Here is a 16,197-nt window from a genome sequence, read left to right on the forward strand (position 1 = left end):
TGATTTATGAATTATGAATTTGATTTATGTTTGTATTTCATGTATTCGCTCCGGAGAAAGGTGAGCGACTGTTCAAGTTGCTCTATCTCCTCTTCCCATTCGCGAAGCAGGCGGCGCTGTGCCTCCATGTCGGATGTGGCGCGTGTGAGCAGCATATCGGCAAGAAATGCTGCGTCGTCCTTCAGTTTCTCCTGCCGGCGACGGATCTGCCGTCCACGCCGCTCGATCTCTTCCAGTTTGTCCTTTATCGGAATGTAACCCATAGCTCCTTAGTTTTTGCCGACAGGGTGGTCCAGTTCGGGGTTACCCTCTATGCCTACGCTGTTGCGCTTACAATAGAGGTTGTAGATGGCTGTCAGTTTGTCGTCCGGTATTGCGTTGAAGTTGCCGCAATTGGCCGCCCGACAGGCGATGCCTTTCACATACATCAACTTATGCCGGTCGTCACGAAACTTGTAGCCCAATTTGTCGACCCACTGGCAGATGGCGGCGATCACCCGTTTGGCAGACAGGTCGCGCCGTTCCTCGTAGGCCATCAGTTTCTTTTCTCCCTTGGGCTTCATCGCATCGATCATCCGACTGTACTCCGACGGATAGTTCTCATACATCTCGTTGAGCGAGGTGGTACGCCCACCGCTATGTTCATGTACGATACCCTCCTTGATCACTTCCTTGTAACAAGGATCGTAACCCGGCGTTTCCTTCAACAAAGTCCAGAAGAGGGCGTGGGAATGTTTTTTCGTTTGTCTCTTGGTTGTTGCCATACTATATTGTTTCTGAATGTTATTTAACTTGATCAAAATCCTGTCCATAGTAAAGAACTGCCTTCTCCTCCCAGATGATGAAGGGATGCGACTTCTGTCCGTGGTCAAGGTAACGGCTGGCAGCCACGGCACGGAAACCCTCCACGTAAATCTTGCACGAACAGTCGTAACGGATGCTGTCGGCCACACCACCCTTGGGGTTCTTGCCGTCGGCGTGACTGATGAAGATGAAGAGCTTACGGGGGAAGCGGGAACGCATGTCGCGATAGGTATCGTAGTCGATGCGGGCATATTGCAAGGAGTCGATGATAACGATATCCCAACTCTTCGGCTTTGCGAGTTTTTCTACCATCTCATCGAAGTTCATGTCCAGGAGCACCACCCGTCCGTTCACTTCCATCATTCCGGCATCCTGAAACGAACGTTGCAGCGAGAGGCTGTCGCCCTCCTCCAACGAGAGGTAGGCGACACGGCCGAACTCGGCGAGATACTTCGCCAGACGACAGGTGAAGGTGGTTTTCCCTGATCCCGACTGTCCCCAGATGATCCATGCGCCTTGCGGTTCGGGACGGCCCAGCAGATGATAGAACGCCCCGCTGAAATCCATCGCTTTTTTCCTTTCCTGCAGGAATTGTTTTACGCCTAAGATCTTTCCCATCGCTACATCTGTCCGAATTGGTTAGCGATCTGTTCACGTTTCACGAGTCGCATCAGGCGGCGCAGGTCTTCGCAGAAAAACAGGTTCTTCTCCTTGGTCTCGCCCCGTTTGTTGGTTACTTTCACGTAGCGCTTGATCTTGTCAACCTCGTTCCAGATACGGTCGGCGGTGGCATCGTCCAATCCGTTGGCGGTGCAGATTTCCTTCACATCCTGCTCGGTGGCTCCGGGTAATTCGATGTAGCTGCGTCCCAAGCGGCTGTCGATTTCGTCATAGCCTTTGGTGTTGTTACGCACACCACGGGCGATCTCTTTATGCAGGTTCTCCGTACCGGCAAGCACACAGCCCAAACGGTGCTCGGTACGGTTGTAGAGGGGGATCAGTTTGCGGAAGGCGGCCGGCTTCAGCTTGTCGGCTTCATCAATGATCAGTACCGGGTGATCACCGGCCATACCGTTGAAATATTCCGCTATCATCTTCAGCAAGGTAGGAATATCGGTATAGCCTCGCTTGGGTACACCGCAGGTGCGTTCGGCCAGCTCAACGAGGAACTGCCTGGAGTTCCACTCCTCTGCCTGGATGAAGACAACCGAGCCGGTGAGATCCTGGTTGAAGAGGTGTTCCAAGGTTTGTGTCTTGCCGCTTCCCGCCTTATTCGAGATCGCCATCCACAAAGCCTGCTGCTTGCAGGAGCGGTAAACAAACTCGATCTTGCGGTAGTTCTGGATGGTGGTCACCACCTGCCAACCGTCTTCTTGATAGCCTAAAGTGGAGGCGATGCGTTTTTCCAGCTCGGCGCTGTTCGCGCCGTACTTCCCGTTCATCCATTGGCTAAGGGCGGTACCTGATATACCACATTTCTCTGCAACCTTACTCTGTGATCCAAGCCGGGTGATCCAGTCACCTACGTGTTTCAATAATCCGTTTCTGTTCATATCGTGTCTGTTTTTTATATCGTTTAAAAATCATTTAAAAAGTCACTGTAATCATCACTGAAAGTGAAATCGTCCTCTTCGTTTGTGATCTCTTCCTGCTTTGGAACTCTCAGCAGGAAGATCGGTTCCTTACGCCCGGCTACTTCGTTGCGTACATCCTTATGTCGGCCCAGCGAGTCGGTGATCACGTGAGCAGTGAGGGTATTCGACAGGTCCTCGTTCTCTTCAAACAGCTCGCGGACGATCTCGCCGCTGCGGGCACGTTTCAGAACGATGTCATCCACATACTCCTTGTTGAAGTTGAACACCCGGTGCAGCTGTTCTGCATCACCCTCCTCACGATCTTTCAGTGCCATAGGCTGTTCGTACTTGCGTTCGAGGATAAACCTCACGCCTCCCTCTTTCGGTTCTTTCTGCGTACCGATATTCTCGACAGCGATCACCCGGTCCATGTCGGAGGGATCGTATTTGAGGAAGAAAGTCGTGTGCCCATAACTGCGAAATTCCTTGTCGAAACATTCATACTGGAAACGATGACCGCCCACCTGCAGATGCACGCCATCACCCCTAAGCGGACGCGGAGCAGCTGTCTCACCAAAAGCCAGCAGGAAGTCTTCAGAGGTAAACAACTGGCGATCGGTTTCGGGAAGATCGATCCACCGGTTGATGTATTCCTCGCGCTTGGTGGCGCGGTCGAAATCGATCATCTTGACCAACTGCCGGCAGCATCCTTCGAAATCGGGGAAGTCACGTTTGTGAGTCTCGATCCAGTCATCAGACACTTGCAGCTTTTGGCGGCTCTTCACGCCGTGGCCGCTGCTGTTGGGCAAAAGGCGCAGCCATTGCCGATTGAACTGGTTGAAGAAAGGTTCGATGATCTTCGACTTTGCGTTTTTTACGGCTGCCGGAGTGTACCAGTGGCCGACCGCTTCGTAGAAACACTTCAGATGGCCCCGGCCGTAATTGTCGGTCTGCACTTGCCAAGGCTTGAAATAGGATCCGAACAGCTCCTTCACATGCTCGAAAGCGTTGCGGAAAGCCTGGCGGATCAGTGCGGCCGACTCGTGGCGACCGATGGCATAACCGATGATGTATTTGTTGAAAGGATCGACAATGGCAACGACTGTGGGACGATGATGGTAGGTTGTAACGCTTCGGCCACGACTGTCAGTGGCACGTGCCTGGTAGAACAGTTCCGTGTCCCATCCGTCGACACACCAGAAGTACATCGGCGCAGTGGGGGCTGTACGTGTCACCTGCATCAGCTTGTTGTTGGCAAGTGCACTCTTTCCGTAGCGTCCGGCATAACATTCGGGATGTTCCTTGCGGTAGTTGGCAACGGTTGCACCGGTGATGGGTTTCCAGTTCATACGGCCGGCAACGGCATTGTAGAGACGTGCCACCGTCTCGTTGTCGATGTTGCGTCCGTCGCCGATCAGTTCGACGATCAGTGCCTCCTGGTGGCTTTCTTTGTTCTTGCGGGCGTTGTTGTTCTTCATCTTGCCGCTGATCAGACTCTCGTAACCCTCCTCGCTGTACTTCAGGGCAACCCTTTTCAGCGCAAGATGGTTCTTAGGCAGGCGACAGCCGACGACATCCTGTATCTCGTTCAGCTCACGACTGGTCTCCGGCCAGACGCGGTTGTAGGGTTTGCCGTATTGCTTGATGAAGAGCGAACGGTTGCCCGTCAGCTCCAAGACGGCGTTCAACGCCGAAGCGTTGGCAACGTACAACTCGACATATTCCGGCTTTAGGTGGTCGTACGGACGCCCCTCGAAAGTCCAGCCTCGGAAGAACTGCTCTGCCATCGGGTCGCGTCGGATCATCTCTTTCAGCACATAGCGTTTCGGTTCGGTTTCGAAGGTTTCCCCCTTGCGGGCTTCCACCTCCTGCTTGACGCAGTCGGGCAGGGAGGCATAAAGAACCAAAGCGGGCGTACCGTAACAGGCACGGTTCAGCACCTGCAGTTTGCCCGTCTTCTTGTAATATTTGAAGTTGGACTCCGACAGGATCGGCCGTTTCAGCGGATCAACCGCCAACGGATCGCCTGCCGTCAGCTCAGTGTATGATATGCACAGTTGATTCTTGTAGAATTCCATATCGTTCCGTTTTTAGAAATTTATCATTGTTCCCGGAAGCGGATTCGAACCGCTGACCATATCGCCTGAATTACCAGTTCCGATTGTTCTGCCTGACTGAACTATCCGGGATACCACCCTCGTACCGCGGGCCGCGTACCGATGCTAAACCAAAACCAATATTAATTGAGACCTAAACCGATTGTTTATCCTTGTCGCTGCCACCAAGCAGCCGAACCATCCATTCTTCGAAACGGACTACTTCGCGCTTGCAAGCCGCTTCGTTACCGATCAACATGTAGCTGAAGAAGAACCAGACCGAACAGAGCAGACTTCCCGTCAGCATGCTGCCGTGTTCCATCGTTCCGATTCCGGCAAACAGGGACAGCCAACTCAATGCCCATCCGTAAAGTATCACCTTCGCCTTCATAATTCTCCATTGTCAATTACCCAGTTGTGCCTTTGCCAGCATCTTGGTTTCAATCACGAGAGCGGGATCAGTCAGTTCCATCCAGCCGAAGCGTGTCTTCAGCAGCCGGTCTAACACTGCCCAGTTCTCCAAGCTGACACAGTCGTTGTAGTTGTACCATTGCGTTTCGCCAGTTTTCGGGTCCAAGCCAATGATCCCCCAAAACTCCTTGCCCTGCTGCCCGATGACAACCTTGCACGCGCCCTTCGCGAACACCACGCGGAACACCGGGCGTTCCTCCTCTTTCCTACCGGTATAAACCAGCATAGGGAAGTTGTCTTCATACAATGATTCCATTTCAAACGGGGCTTCACACAACGCTTTGTAGTCGATTCTCTTTGTTTCCATCTTTCTGTCGTTTTAGAATTATCTGTTTGTCCCGACTGCGGTCTCGCTCCGCTACGTGCGAGTCATAAGCTCTCTTGGCCGGGTGTAAGGGTTAGCAGTCTTTATATGTCGCGATTAAGATTTCTCTTTGTCCCACTCGATGCACATCTGCTCGCAGATTGGCACAGGGTCGGGATAGGTGATACCTTGACTTCGGTTCTGCTTGGCCAGGCTGGTGATCCGTCGAACCACGTCTTCGCTGACAGATGTCCCGGCATAGACCTTGCGCACGTGCGGATAACTAACACCTATACCTTCTGCCACCTCTGCCAACTCGTTCCGGCTGATATAGGGCTTCACCCGCTGCTTCCATTCCTCGAAGAACGGGCGGTACTTCGGAAGGGGCAGGCGCTGGCGCTGTTGTTGCTCCCGCATGCACTCCGCCTCGCCCTTGATCCGATACTGCCCGGTCTGGCGGAGCTGGGGAAGAACCTCACCGGCTACCCAGTTGACGAAGGCATCCGCCTGCGGCTTATTACTCCGGAACGCCAGTTTGTAGAGGGCCGCTTCGTTGATGACTGACAACTGTTGCACACCTCCGCCGCGATCACCAGAAGAAGGGGTGTTAAAACTCATCATCCCTTTCCAATCATCTGGAATATTGGATAATGTAGCACCGCTCCAAGCGATATCTAAAGCGTTTGCCACATCCTTGGCTACAAACCAAGGTTCGTTGTTCAGTTGCTGCGTGCGAATTGTTACGTTCGCCTCCTCGTTGTAGAATAATTGCAATTTGTTTCCCATTTCAATTCGATTTAAATGATTGTTACTTCCTTATAGGGGTTATCCACCTCTTTCTTAGTGATCTCGAACATTTTTCCTCCATGATTTAAGGCATACGCCCGGATTAACTTGGCTGAAGGGCTATTCGTTTCAAACCGGAGCGCAGACTGGACGGTCCTCTCTGTTACAGCCAGTTTTTTGGCGATTTCACGTTGTAATACCAGCGTCACAGTGATCTCGTTTCGTTTTTCTTCCATATTCGTTGTAATTATTATATGTTTTGTTCGTACTTTTATAGCGTCTTTCTATTGGAAGACTTTGCAAATATGGTTGATAATTTTCAACCATGCAAATAAAATAGAGATAATTTTCAACTAAAATGAAGACAATTTTACAGCGTATAGAACAAATAGCTATAAATGAGGGGATAAAAATCACCACATTTGAAAAAAGTATTGGTGCAAGTAAGGGAGTATTATCCAGGGCTATTAATAACGGAACCGATATTCAATCAAAATGGCTTCAGTCTATTGTTGAAAATTATCCCCGATATTCGGAAGCATGGCTCCTTACTGGCCGTGGCTCTATGCTAAAAGAAGAGCCAAAATCTTCTCAAGTGGATTGTGAACCTTCAGTATATGCAAATACCGATCTTGTTCGTATCCCGGTTGTCGATATCTCTGTTGCCGCCGGATCAGGATTCTGTAATACGGATTATATAGAGGAAGTGGAGTCTATTTCTATGCCTTCTTCCATGGTAAAAGACGGCAAGCAGTATCTCTGTGTGCGGGTAAAAGGGCATAGTATGGTTCCTTCTATCCTTGATGGAGGTTATCTGATCATTCGCAAGATCGAACGTTCTGAATGGGAAGGTATACGTGATAATTATGTATATGTGGTAAGTGACACGGAGGGGCGTTCGTATGTCAAACGTCTTAAGAATCGGTTGCGTCAGCATGGCTTTATCGTTTGCATGTCTGACAACGCGGATAAACAAAATTATCCCAACTTCAACCTATATGAAGAAGAACTGAATACAATATGGTATGCGGAATGGTACTTCAGCGCAAAGATTCCCAATATCCAAGAGGTCTATTATCGCAAACAAGGCGAACTGGAAGATCGCTTGGATGAACTGACGGCCCAATTCCAACAGTTTCAAAAGGCTTTAAACAATAATAATTGATATGAGAACAGTTGATTTAAACGAGATATCCGAGTTTGAGAAAGAGTTCCGCCGCCTGCGGTTCAATCCGATTTACTTCTATGAGTATTATTGGAAAGAAAAACATCCAGACGAACCGGAACTGACACGTGAGCAGAAACAAAAGTTGTATGACGAATACCGTGGAACCCCTTTCTTTCAGGATTTCGGGGAGGCCATCAAGCATCAAGAACGAATCAAAGAGCTAAAAGCCCAAGGCTATGAAGATTGGGAGATCATGGGGTAACACCTCCAGTTATTATTCCACGGAATAGGGCAAACCGGATTTGATATAACGGATAATATTATCAGCCTCAAATGCGGTTCGATTGCCGTCCGGATTATGGTTGCGGTTCACAAGTAGCCTTAGAATGATTTTCTTTCTAAGGCGCTTTTCTTTCCATTCTTTTATTTTTGATATAAGGCAACTTATGATCATAAAACACCTCCTTTTTTTGCAAATTTAGCCATTTCCCCGGCATTATCTATACCTAAACCTAATAAAAAACACCATAACAAATTGTATTTCAATTAAATATAATTACAACAACCATTCCAACCCCGCAAAACTATGGAAATAGCCCCCCTCTAATCATATCTAAACCCTATTGTTTTAACTGAATTTAACCCAATAACCCCCATCCGAACGGCTCGTTTTTTACGAAAATACTATCCCCAACACTATCTCCAACACTATCCCCAACCCCAAAAACGCCAAAAAACGAAATGTATAGGTTGGAGATAAAAAAAGGCAGCATTCCAGCTAAAAAAGCCGAAACACCGCCCCAAAACGGATTGAAACTGGATTATATATTTAAACTATTGCATTTCAACTATTTGCCACCCCTAATCAGGTGCGATTGTATGATCATAGCCCGTTTGGTCACTTTACAGCTGCCATCCGTCATTCCGGCATGTAAAAGGCTACTCTTTGTGATCCCTATTTCCTCCTCTGTGAGGGTGTTGAAGATCGCTGAAATAGACCCGAAATAGTAGTTCTTCTTCTCAAATATCAGATGTACATGTATAACTTTCGTCATGTCTTATTTAGAATGTTTTATGCTACAAATATACCAAATAATTATTATTTGGAAGTTTTTGAATAAAATATTTTTTCTTTCATCCACCAAACACCTGCCATCAGACAACAAAAAAAGGAGGCCGTTTAAAGCCTCCTTCTGATGTCTGCATTCAAACCATTGTACTAACTCCAAAAGCCACTTCACAGCGCCTAAATCTGGCGGATTGCAAGGCATATTTTAATCACGCTTAAATCTTCTTTCAAACACTATCCCCAACTCCCTTGTTTCAACCCTCATTTTTTCAACTCCAATGCAAGTCAATTAAACAAACCTATACTTTTCGTTTTTTCTCTCAACCTCTTCTATTTTTTCTGTAATTCATTGTATATCTTTTATATAACATACAACTCCAAACTATCCCCATTATGACTTTTCGTTTTGCCCCTTATAGAATAAAAAAAGAAAAACAAACAATCGTTCTATTCTTTTGTTTATATTTATATAATGAATAGAATGACAGATACAATGAAAACAGTTCCCATACTCTTGTTGCTTTGCCTTTCCACACTGAGTTTCTGTACGACAAAGCCAGGAGAGCCGCAAGGACCTGGTTTACCCGGACTAGACACTCCCGTTGCAGAAACAGTACCGGAGGCGGCCCCTCCCCTCATTGAAACCGTTATAGAAAAGGAACTGCTTTACGACCAGCATACGTTGGCCGATACTTACCCATACAAGGATACAATGCGGGAATTCCAATGGGATAAGATCCGTGCCGGTCTCCGTCTGCTCGATTCGCTTCGACAGAAACCGTCCCGTTGGGCGATCTTTCAAAACTACAGGAACAAGAACGGGGAAGCCCCGCTGGTCCGGAAGTTTCATCGCGATGCTTACAAGCGGGTTTCCGACACTTTAGGTATCGAACGTTACCAATCTGTCCCGCTATATCTGCCGGAAGATACACTGACTGCCGAACGCTATGGCCGTGACGGTGCTCTTGTGAAATTGCTTGATGACAGCAACCGCCTTTTCCGTATCCAAACGATCTATACAAACGGGGAATGGCTGGTTCCCGGAAAATATGTCAAGTCGATAGCCGATAGCGTCACGTTCGACAAGGCCATATTCGTCGACGTCACCAACCAGAACATCGCAACACTCGAACATGCAGGTTCCAAATGGTTGGTCAGAAGCATGAATCCGGCCACAACAGGGCAGCACCGTCCTCCATACGCACAGGAAACGCCATTAGGCATATTTGTCGTTCAGGAAAAGAAGGCAAGGATGATTTACCTCGTAGACGGCAGCAAAGAGACAGGCGGATTCGCTCCTTATGCCAGCCGGTTCACCAACGGAGGTTATATCCACGGGGTCCCGGTAAACGCGCCACGCAAGTCGCTGATCGAATACAGCCCAACACTTGGAACGACCCCACGCTCCCATATGTGCGTCCGGAATGCGACCTCTCACGCCAAGTTCGTTTATGATTGGGCACCTGTAAATGAGACTATTGTTTTCGTTTTTGATTAAAAGTCTTATCTTTGTGCGACATTATTCAATCTTATGTTATTGCGTATCTGTTTATACTTGTTTTTATTATTTCTTCCGGCTAATTATACGACAACCAGAAGTTCGTCTCCCCTGATTCCGGCTGATCCCGCGGCGGCCATGTCTTCGGTATGCCGACAGCTCTATGCTGATATGCAGCTGGATAGTATGGTGGACTATACCGCTTTCGAACAGGCGATAACCGGAGCACAGGCAATCGAACGGCGTAACAAGGATATCATTACCCTAATCGACTTCACAAAGCCTTCCACGGAAGAACGGCTTTACGTCCTGGATATCCGGCATAAGAGACTCCTGTTCTCCTCTCTCGTCTCACACGGAAAAAACAGCGGAGGAAATTACGCCACTTCTTTCTCCAACAAAGTCAATTCTTACAAAAGTTCATTGGGATTTTTCGTTACGGAAAATACCTATCAGGGCAAAAATGGCTATTCCTTAGTCCTGAACGGCTTGGAAAAAGGGATCAACGACCGGGCAAAAGAACGGGCGATCGTAGTACACGGGGCGAATTATTGCAGCCCGTCTGTTGCCGTCTCGACGGGCCGCTTAGGAAGAAGTTTCGGTTGTCCCGCCCTACCCCCGTCGCTTGCCAAGCCGATCATTAACACCATCAAGGACGGGACCTTACTCTACATCTATGCCAACGATAAGGAGTATCTGAGTCAAAGCACGATCTTATCAACCGGAAGATCGATTTCCCCGAACTCGATCATCGCATTGAACAGCCTGATACGGGAATAGCCCGGTAAATCCTCCGGACGGATATCACCTGCAACCAGCTCTCCCTGATCCAGCAACGAAGCCCTCTTCGTCCCTGCCAGTAACGGTGCGGAGGGAGTGATCCATTGTTTCCTGTTCCAGAATGCCACGTTGCAAATAGAGGTGTCGGTCAACAACCCTTTCCGGACGACCAACACATCATCTTCTGTCTCGCGGCACGCGAACAAGCGGTTCAGCACACTCCGATCTCTGCTTTTATACCGATAGTCGGCTTCGTCATCGACAACCAACCGCAAAGAGGATACTGGGCGGAAGTGATAGGCGGCATACTCCACGTTCCGGATATCCACATCATATTCGACCCGACACTTCGTCCGCTCCCGATAGTTCACGGGGCGGATGTAATCGTTCAAATCAAGCACATCGGTTTGACGTAGCACGTTCCGACGTGTCTCATTCATACGCCGGTTATGGTAGGATAAGTTATGAATCCGCCCGTTCTCGATCCGGATTGTTTCAATAAATAGGGACATATACTTTCTGCTTCATTTCATTATATTCGCTTGTCAAATCACTTTGGGAAGTGATTCCCCCTCCACTCTTAAAGATCAACGAGCCATCCGCCTGCTGTTCCAAAAAGCGGATCATAACGGCACTGTCCAGGCTATTCCCGTCAAAATAGCCCATGACACCCGTATAAAACCCCCTTTCGTAGGTCTCGGCTTCCGCGATAATCTCCATTGTCTTCTTTTTGGGCGCCCCGGTAATGGAACCTGCCGGAAGGAGCCGGAAGAACAAATCTCCCACTTCAGCCTGCCAACCTCCGGCAAGACGACCCCGGATCTCCGAACTGACCTGCAACAAAGCCCCCTGATGTGTCGGTAGTTCGTCTATGTAGCGATAACGGGTCACCATCACCTCGGTCGCCACCATACTGAGGTCATTGCGGATCAGGTCGACAATCGTAGCATGTTCGGCCGTTTCCTTCGGATCTTCTAATATCCGCCTGCGGGCATCCGGCAATGTAGCATCGATCGTCCCTTTCATCGGATAGGAATAGATATGTTCATCCCGAATCTTCACGAATATCTCAGGAGAGAAAACGACAAAACGGTCTTTCATCCAGAGCTTATACCGGGCTTCCGAACTGACAAAAACGTCCTTCAAGCTCAGATCGGTCCGAACAGGAGTGGCGCAAGTCAGATTGACCAGATAGGAGTTTCCGGCCCGGATATGTCCGACCACCTTATGAAACGAGTCGGCGTAGGCCGATTGTGTGATAGGGAATGTTTCCCATCGGATCGCAGAAGTTCGGTTCTCCCGATCATTCATACGGCTTGCAGTCGCAACATTCGTCACACCGTCCAGATTGTAGAGCAATGCCTCCGAATCGATCTGATCCGGCTCTTCCACAATCACCTGCTCTTGCTTGTAATCGATCACAAACAGGAAAGGCCGCCTTTCCGCACCCAATCGGTTCATACGGCAGACGGCCTCTATGCGGTTATAGAATCTCATATCAGAAAACGTTCGGTCAAACCACCAAAAGCATCGATACGGCGATCTCGGAAGAAAGGCCACCAACGGCGGACATTCTCGCTACGCGTCTTGTCGATCTCCACAATTCGTATTTCTTCATCATTATTGGAAAGTTCGGCCAAAAGTTCACCCTGCGGACCAGCGACGAAACTGTTTCCCCAGAACTGAATGCCATTCGTTTGTCTGGACGGATCGGCCTCGTGTCCTACCCGGTTTACCGTAACGACCGGAAGACCATTGGCTACGGCATGCCCCCGCTGAACAGTTACCCACGCTCCTAACTGGCGTTTTTTCTCTTCCTCCGTGTCACTGCTTTCCCAACCGATAGCTGTCGGATAAATCAGCAGTTCCGCTCCTTTCATCGCCATCAGGCGGGCTGCTTCGGGATACCACTGATCCCAACAAACCAATACACCCAATTTACCAACAGAAGTCTCGATCGGCTCAAATCCGAGATCACCGGGAGTAAAATAGAACTTCTCATAATAGGCCGGATCATCCGGAATATGCATTTTACGATATTTTCCGGCAATAGCGCCGTCTTTCTCAATAACGACAGCCGTATTATGATACAGACCGGGAGCTCGTTTCTCAAACAAAGAAAGTACCAGTACGATCCCCAGTTCCTTTGCCAACGCTCCGAAGCCCTCTGTAGAAGGTCCTGGAATCGGTTCAGCCTGATCGAACACTTCGGTATTCTCCGTCTGGCAAAAATAAAGCCCGTTATGCAACTCCTGCAAAACGACCAATTCAGCTCCTTGCAAAGCACAAGCCCGAATATTTTGTTTCAGTTTCTCAATATTAGCAGCCCGATCACTGCTATTCGCCTGCTGCACCAGCCCTAACTTCATGATTTATGATTTATAATTTATGATTTAGATTTGAAACCTCAATTGTCAATTGACACGACTCCCTCCGGGTACTGCATCGTCACACAATGTAGCGAACCATGTTGTTTAATCAACGGCAAGCAATTGATTCCTATAATCTCACGCTCCGGAAAAGCCTGTTGCAAAGCTTTCTTCGCCAGTTCGTCCTTCGGAGATTTATAATAGGGTAACAACACAGCCCCGTTGATAATCAAAAAATTGGCATAAGTGGCAGGAAGACGTTCTCCCTCCCATTCCACAGGGTCCGCCATCGGCAAGGCGATTAACCGGTAAGGTTTGCCGTCAGCCTGTCTGAAAGCCTGTAACTCCTGTTCCATCGCTTGCAACTCCTCGAAATGTTCATCCGACTCATCCTTGCACTGCACGTACGCAATCGTATCTTCGCTACAGAACCGTGCCAGCGTATCGATATGGCTGTCCGTATCATCACCGGCAAGATAACCATTTTCCAGCCATAAGATGCGTTCAAAGCCGAAGACATCCTTCAGATAGGCTTCCAACTCTTCCTTTTGCAGATATTCGTTCCGATTCTGAGACGAAAGACATTCGACCGTCGTCAACAGTGTTCCCTTGCCATCCGATTCGATACTGCCGCCTTCCAAGACAAACGGTTGCATATTGATGACCTGAACCCCGTCAGCAAATGTTCCCTGTACCGACAGGTTACGCGTAACCAGGTTATCCAGATTCGCCGCGAACTTCATCCCCCACCCGTTGAACACAAAGTCATACACGACTGGTTCTCCCTGGTCGAATACAGTAATGCCGCCATGATCACGTGCCCAGGTATCATTCGTCGCCATCTCCCTGAAAATGATCCGGCTGTCATCCACATCGCCCAATTGTCTGCGTACTTCCTGTTCGTCCGGACAGACAATCAAGAGCTTCTCATGTTTGATCACCTCCTTGGCAATCGATACAAAACAAGGAATCACCTCGTCTAATATAGGCGCCCAATCCGTTTCATCATGCGGCCATGTCAACTGGACGGCACTTTGCGGATACCATTCCGCCGGTAATATGATTTTATTTTCCATCTGCGTTTAATAAAATATGCGATTGTATTGCGGCACAAATATAGGCTTATTTTCCATCATTCTTAATACAAAGATTCTATCACCTCTGTCAACTTGCTGTTTTTCTTCCACGTCTCAAGCAAACAAAGAAGCGGTGCGTATGTCACCTTCGGCCAGTTATTGACTGTTTGAAGTTCCGCAAAAACTTCCAATAACCGCTTTAAATCCTTTACCGGATTTTCCGGCAGGCAAGACAAGAAAGAGACAAACAGCACAGACAGTTCTTTGTTATGAAAAGATGATCTATTTATCAACATTTCGACAACCAAACCTGAAACTCTCTGCGCAGGAGCCCATTCCAACGCTTGGATCTTCCCCAACACCCGACCTAATGCCACATTGTCTATCAGGTCTTTTTCCACAAGTTCGCCCCAAAGATTCGCCGCACACAAACGAATAGGACGATCAATGCTCAACAGGCACACCGCCAGGTATGTCAAAGCCATCCCCCCTCTCCACTCCAAATCAAGTTCGCGCAGGGTATCAAGAGCAACCAGGTTAAGCCTTGCTAGTTCCAAATCGTTCCAATAAGCATCCCTTACGCGATCCCGCACCAATAAAGCCAACCAAATCCGAGGTGCATTCGGAGAAAGCAACAAAAATCTCTTCAGGTCCTTCTCCCGCAAAGGAACCTTCCAAAAAGTCTCCACCAAAAGCGGAATACGGGAACAAGGACGATAAGCCATATATAAGGCATAACCTCCAAACCTCCACTTTATCGCAACATTCTTACTTACCGGCGGAATCAACTGCAAGATACGATCGACTTTCCCAAACGGCTTTTCGAAAGTAAACACATCGCATGGAATATCTCCCGTCAGATAGGCCCGGTTCACAGCAGAATAAGGAAAATCCTTGAACTCGTCATAGACGGTATCAGGACTTTTGACCAAAGCGGCGGTCATCCAGACAGCCTGAAACGTAAAAGGACCATTAGGGCGTGCTTCCGGCTTGAACAAGAAAAGCAATAGCTCGCGATATTCGCCCGCCAACTCTTGTTCGGTTAACCGGACAGCCTCTTCCGTATCATCCAATGCCACACGCGAAAGTGCGATTTGAAAGTCCAGACTGTCCGGTTTGATTCTCTTTTTCTGATATGCAGACAACCGAGAGACAAGCACGGACGGATCGATCCAAGCCGGACGGTGGGTCGGTGTCGATAGCAAAGGCAGCGTATTATAATCTTTTATCCGGTTAAAAGCCAATTTTACAAGATCCAGATAGGGTTTATAGTCCTGAAATGATTGTTGTTTCGAGCTTTTGACACGTCTTTCCGATCCGGTAAGCATTTGAGCATAATCAAGAAGAAAAGACGCTGCCAACACATCCAATTCTCCTACCCCGTCTTTTCCTCCCTCCACAACGGTACGGGCCATTTCGAAAACCGGAACCATACGTTCCACATCCTCCTGCTTTACAAACGGATGCATACGGGACAAAGAGGCCAAAAGTAAATCGATATGGAAACTCTCTTCGTTATCCATCGAACGGCCCATCAGAGAAACCAGCCCATCCATATCCGTGACATCCGGAATACGCATTTCTTCCCGAATGAAGGGTTGTTTTTCTATTCTTTCCATACTACTTCAATATTGTGCGATACAAATATACGGAGAAAAATACACCCATCAGACAAAGTATCCATTTACCCTTGTGTTTTCCGGTATTCCATGGGTGTCATGCCATATTTGTCTCTAAAAATGCGCTGGTAGGTTCGCACATTGCCAAAACCGGAATCGATAGCGACAGCCTCAATCGTATAATGCTTGAAATCTTTCAGCAGCACAAGCAAATAATCGAGTCTCAGCCGATTGATGTATCCGTTGAAATTTTCGCCTGTGAAAGTCTGCAATAACGGAGAGATACGATTTTTCCCAACAGGTGTCCATCAAGACGATGATCCTACGCCGACGGTTGTTGAAGAACCCGATTGGAAATTGGAATTGGTGGAAAACGATCCTGAACCGGAATGGGAAATGCCGGAAAGCGGAATCTATAAGGCTTCCGAATCTTTCCCCTTCATTGATGAAGGAGTGAAAGGCACCGAAGAAGAGCCGTTCACGATATCTTTACAACCTGTTGTAAATTGACACTAAACTCCAATAAAAAGAAGGTGTGTCGTAATACCCGATGCGCCTTCTTTTTTTCGTTGACTATAAAAAT

Annotated in this window: 21 protein-coding genes and 1 tRNA gene; 5 read left to right on the forward strand and 17 right to left on the reverse strand. The window is 48.3% G+C overall.

The genetic code is table 11. The features are described 5' to 3' along the window. Positions 1-11: 11 nt before the first annotated feature. The 10 genes from KTG12_RS18345 to KTG12_RS18390 all read right to left on the reverse strand — a co-directional run bounded on the left by KTG12_RS18345 (position 12) and on the right by KTG12_RS18390 (position 6,271). Positions 12-263 carry a hypothetical protein gene (locus KTG12_RS18345; RefSeq protein WP_122204621.1) on the reverse strand — a complete coding sequence of 84 codons (252 nt, stop codon included), beginning with the start codon at positions 261-263 and terminating at the stop codon, positions 12-14. A gap of 6 nt (positions 264-269) precedes the next feature. Then, entirely contained in the window at positions 270-764 is a 495-nt protein-coding gene (locus KTG12_RS18350; protein ID WP_147379183.1) for a hypothetical protein, read from the reverse strand. A 19-nt stretch (positions 765-783) separates the two neighbouring features. Beyond that, positions 784-1,422: an ATP-binding protein gene (locus KTG12_RS18355; RefSeq protein ID WP_122204619.1), complete on the reverse strand. Its 639-nt coding sequence runs from the start codon at positions 1,420-1,422 to the stop codon at positions 784-786. Between the two features lie 2 nt (positions 1,423-1,424). Continuing rightward, positions 1,425-2,357 (reverse strand): AAA family ATPase, encoded by a 933-nt coding sequence (locus KTG12_RS18360; protein WP_122115162.1) that lies wholly within the window; start codon positions 2,355-2,357, stop codon positions 1,425-1,427. Positions 2,358-2,380: 23 nt separating this feature from the next. Beyond that, positions 2,381-4,456, reverse strand: a complete 2,076-nt coding sequence (locus KTG12_RS18365) for a hypothetical protein (protein WP_122204618.1) — start codon at positions 4,454-4,456, stop codon at positions 2,381-2,383. Between the two features lie 29 nt (positions 4,457-4,485). Then, positions 4,486-4,567, reverse strand: a tRNA-Thr gene (locus KTG12_RS18370). 61 nt (positions 4,568-4,628) lie between these two features. After that, a complete protein-coding gene (locus KTG12_RS18375; protein ID WP_122204617.1) occupies positions 4,629-4,865 on the reverse strand; it encodes a hypothetical protein in 237 nt (78 codons plus the stop codon). A gap of 12 nt (positions 4,866-4,877) precedes the next feature. Further along, positions 4,878-5,252: a hypothetical protein gene (locus KTG12_RS18380; RefSeq protein WP_122204616.1), complete on the reverse strand. Its 375-nt coding sequence runs from the start codon at positions 5,250-5,252 to the stop codon at positions 4,878-4,880. A 114-nt stretch (positions 5,253-5,366) separates the two neighbouring features. Continuing rightward, positions 5,367-6,035 carry a BRO family protein gene (locus tag KTG12_RS18385; RefSeq protein WP_122204615.1) on the reverse strand — a complete coding sequence of 223 codons (669 nt, stop codon included), beginning with the start codon at positions 6,033-6,035 and terminating at the stop codon, positions 5,367-5,369. Positions 6,036-6,046: 11 nt separating this feature from the next. Beyond that, positions 6,047-6,271: a hypothetical protein gene (locus KTG12_RS18390; protein ID WP_122204614.1), complete on the reverse strand. Its 225-nt coding sequence runs from the start codon at positions 6,269-6,271 to the stop codon at positions 6,047-6,049. A 122-nt stretch (positions 6,272-6,393) separates the two neighbouring features. On the opposite strand from KTG12_RS18390, the gene KTG12_RS18395 reads away from it, so the two are divergent. Both KTG12_RS18395 and KTG12_RS18400 read left to right on the forward strand, forming a co-directional pair. Further along, entirely contained in the window at positions 6,394-7,200 is an 807-nt protein-coding gene (locus tag KTG12_RS18395) for a S24 family peptidase (RefSeq protein ID WP_229094091.1), read from the forward strand. 1 nt (position 7,201) lies between these two features. Then, on the forward strand, positions 7,202-7,465 hold the full coding sequence (locus KTG12_RS18400) for a hypothetical protein (RefSeq protein WP_122115170.1): 264 nt from the start codon (positions 7,202-7,204) through the stop codon (positions 7,463-7,465). 586 nt (positions 7,466-8,051) lie between these two features. On the opposite strand, the gene KTG12_RS18405 is transcribed toward KTG12_RS18400, so the two are convergent. After that, a complete protein-coding gene (locus KTG12_RS18405; RefSeq protein ID WP_122204613.1) occupies positions 8,052-8,258 on the reverse strand; it encodes a hypothetical protein in 207 nt (68 codons plus the stop codon). Between the two features lie 495 nt (positions 8,259-8,753). Between KTG12_RS18405 and KTG12_RS18410 the strand changes: the two genes are divergently transcribed. Next, on the forward strand, positions 8,754-9,770 hold the full coding sequence (locus KTG12_RS18410) for a L,D-transpeptidase (protein WP_121955723.1): 1,017 nt from the start codon (positions 8,754-8,756) through the stop codon (positions 9,768-9,770). A 33-nt stretch (positions 9,771-9,803) separates the two neighbouring features. Next, positions 9,804-10,550, forward strand: coding sequence for a murein L,D-transpeptidase catalytic domain family protein (locus tag KTG12_RS18415; RefSeq protein WP_005648795.1), 747 nt, complete (start codon positions 9,804-9,806; stop codon positions 10,548-10,550). On the opposite strand, the gene KTG12_RS18420 is transcribed toward KTG12_RS18415, so the two are convergent. The 6 genes from KTG12_RS18420 to KTG12_RS18445 form a co-directional block, all read right to left on the reverse strand. Continuing rightward, positions 10,472-11,062, reverse strand: a complete 591-nt coding sequence (locus KTG12_RS18420) for an aminotransferase class IV (RefSeq protein WP_005643986.1) — start codon at positions 11,060-11,062, stop codon at positions 10,472-10,474. The genes KTG12_RS18415 and KTG12_RS18420 overlap by 79 nt on opposite strands. Further along, on the reverse strand, positions 11,046-12,047 hold the full coding sequence (locus KTG12_RS18425) for an aminodeoxychorismate synthase component I (RefSeq protein WP_046452024.1): 1,002 nt from the start codon (positions 12,045-12,047) through the stop codon (positions 11,046-11,048). The genes KTG12_RS18420 and KTG12_RS18425 overlap by 17 nt, the downstream gene beginning before the upstream one ends. Continuing rightward, on the reverse strand, positions 12,044-12,919 hold the full coding sequence (locus KTG12_RS18430) for a carbon-nitrogen hydrolase (RefSeq protein ID WP_005638659.1): 876 nt from the start codon (positions 12,917-12,919) through the stop codon (positions 12,044-12,046). The genes KTG12_RS18425 and KTG12_RS18430 overlap by 4 nt, the downstream gene beginning before the upstream one ends. Positions 12,920-12,957: 38 nt before the next feature. Continuing rightward, a complete protein-coding gene (locus KTG12_RS18435; RefSeq protein ID WP_138273411.1) occupies positions 12,958-13,995 on the reverse strand; it encodes an agmatine/peptidylarginine deiminase in 1,038 nt (345 codons plus the stop codon). A 62-nt stretch (positions 13,996-14,057) separates the two neighbouring features. Further along, the gene (locus KTG12_RS18440) at positions 14,058-15,614 is read right to left on the reverse strand and encodes a DUF6493 family protein (RefSeq protein WP_046452023.1); all 1,557 of its coding nucleotides are present in this window, start codon (positions 15,612-15,614) and stop codon (positions 14,058-14,060) included. A 65-nt stretch (positions 15,615-15,679) separates the two neighbouring features. Further along, a complete protein-coding gene (locus KTG12_RS18445; protein ID WP_229055528.1) occupies positions 15,680-15,886 on the reverse strand; it encodes a helix-turn-helix domain-containing protein in 207 nt (68 codons plus the stop codon). Here KTG12_RS18445 and KTG12_RS18450 point away from each other — a divergent pair. Continuing rightward, a complete protein-coding gene (locus tag KTG12_RS18450; protein WP_224204424.1) occupies positions 15,873-16,124 on the forward strand; it encodes a hypothetical protein in 252 nt (83 codons plus the stop codon). The genes KTG12_RS18445 and KTG12_RS18450 overlap by 14 nt on opposite strands. The last annotated feature ends 73 nt before the right edge of the window (positions 16,125-16,197 follow it).

It is taken from the genome of Parabacteroides sp. MSK.9.14, from assembly GCF_019041495.1.
GTDB lineage: Bacteria > Bacteroidota > Bacteroidia > Bacteroidales > Tannerellaceae > Parabacteroides > Parabacteroides merdae.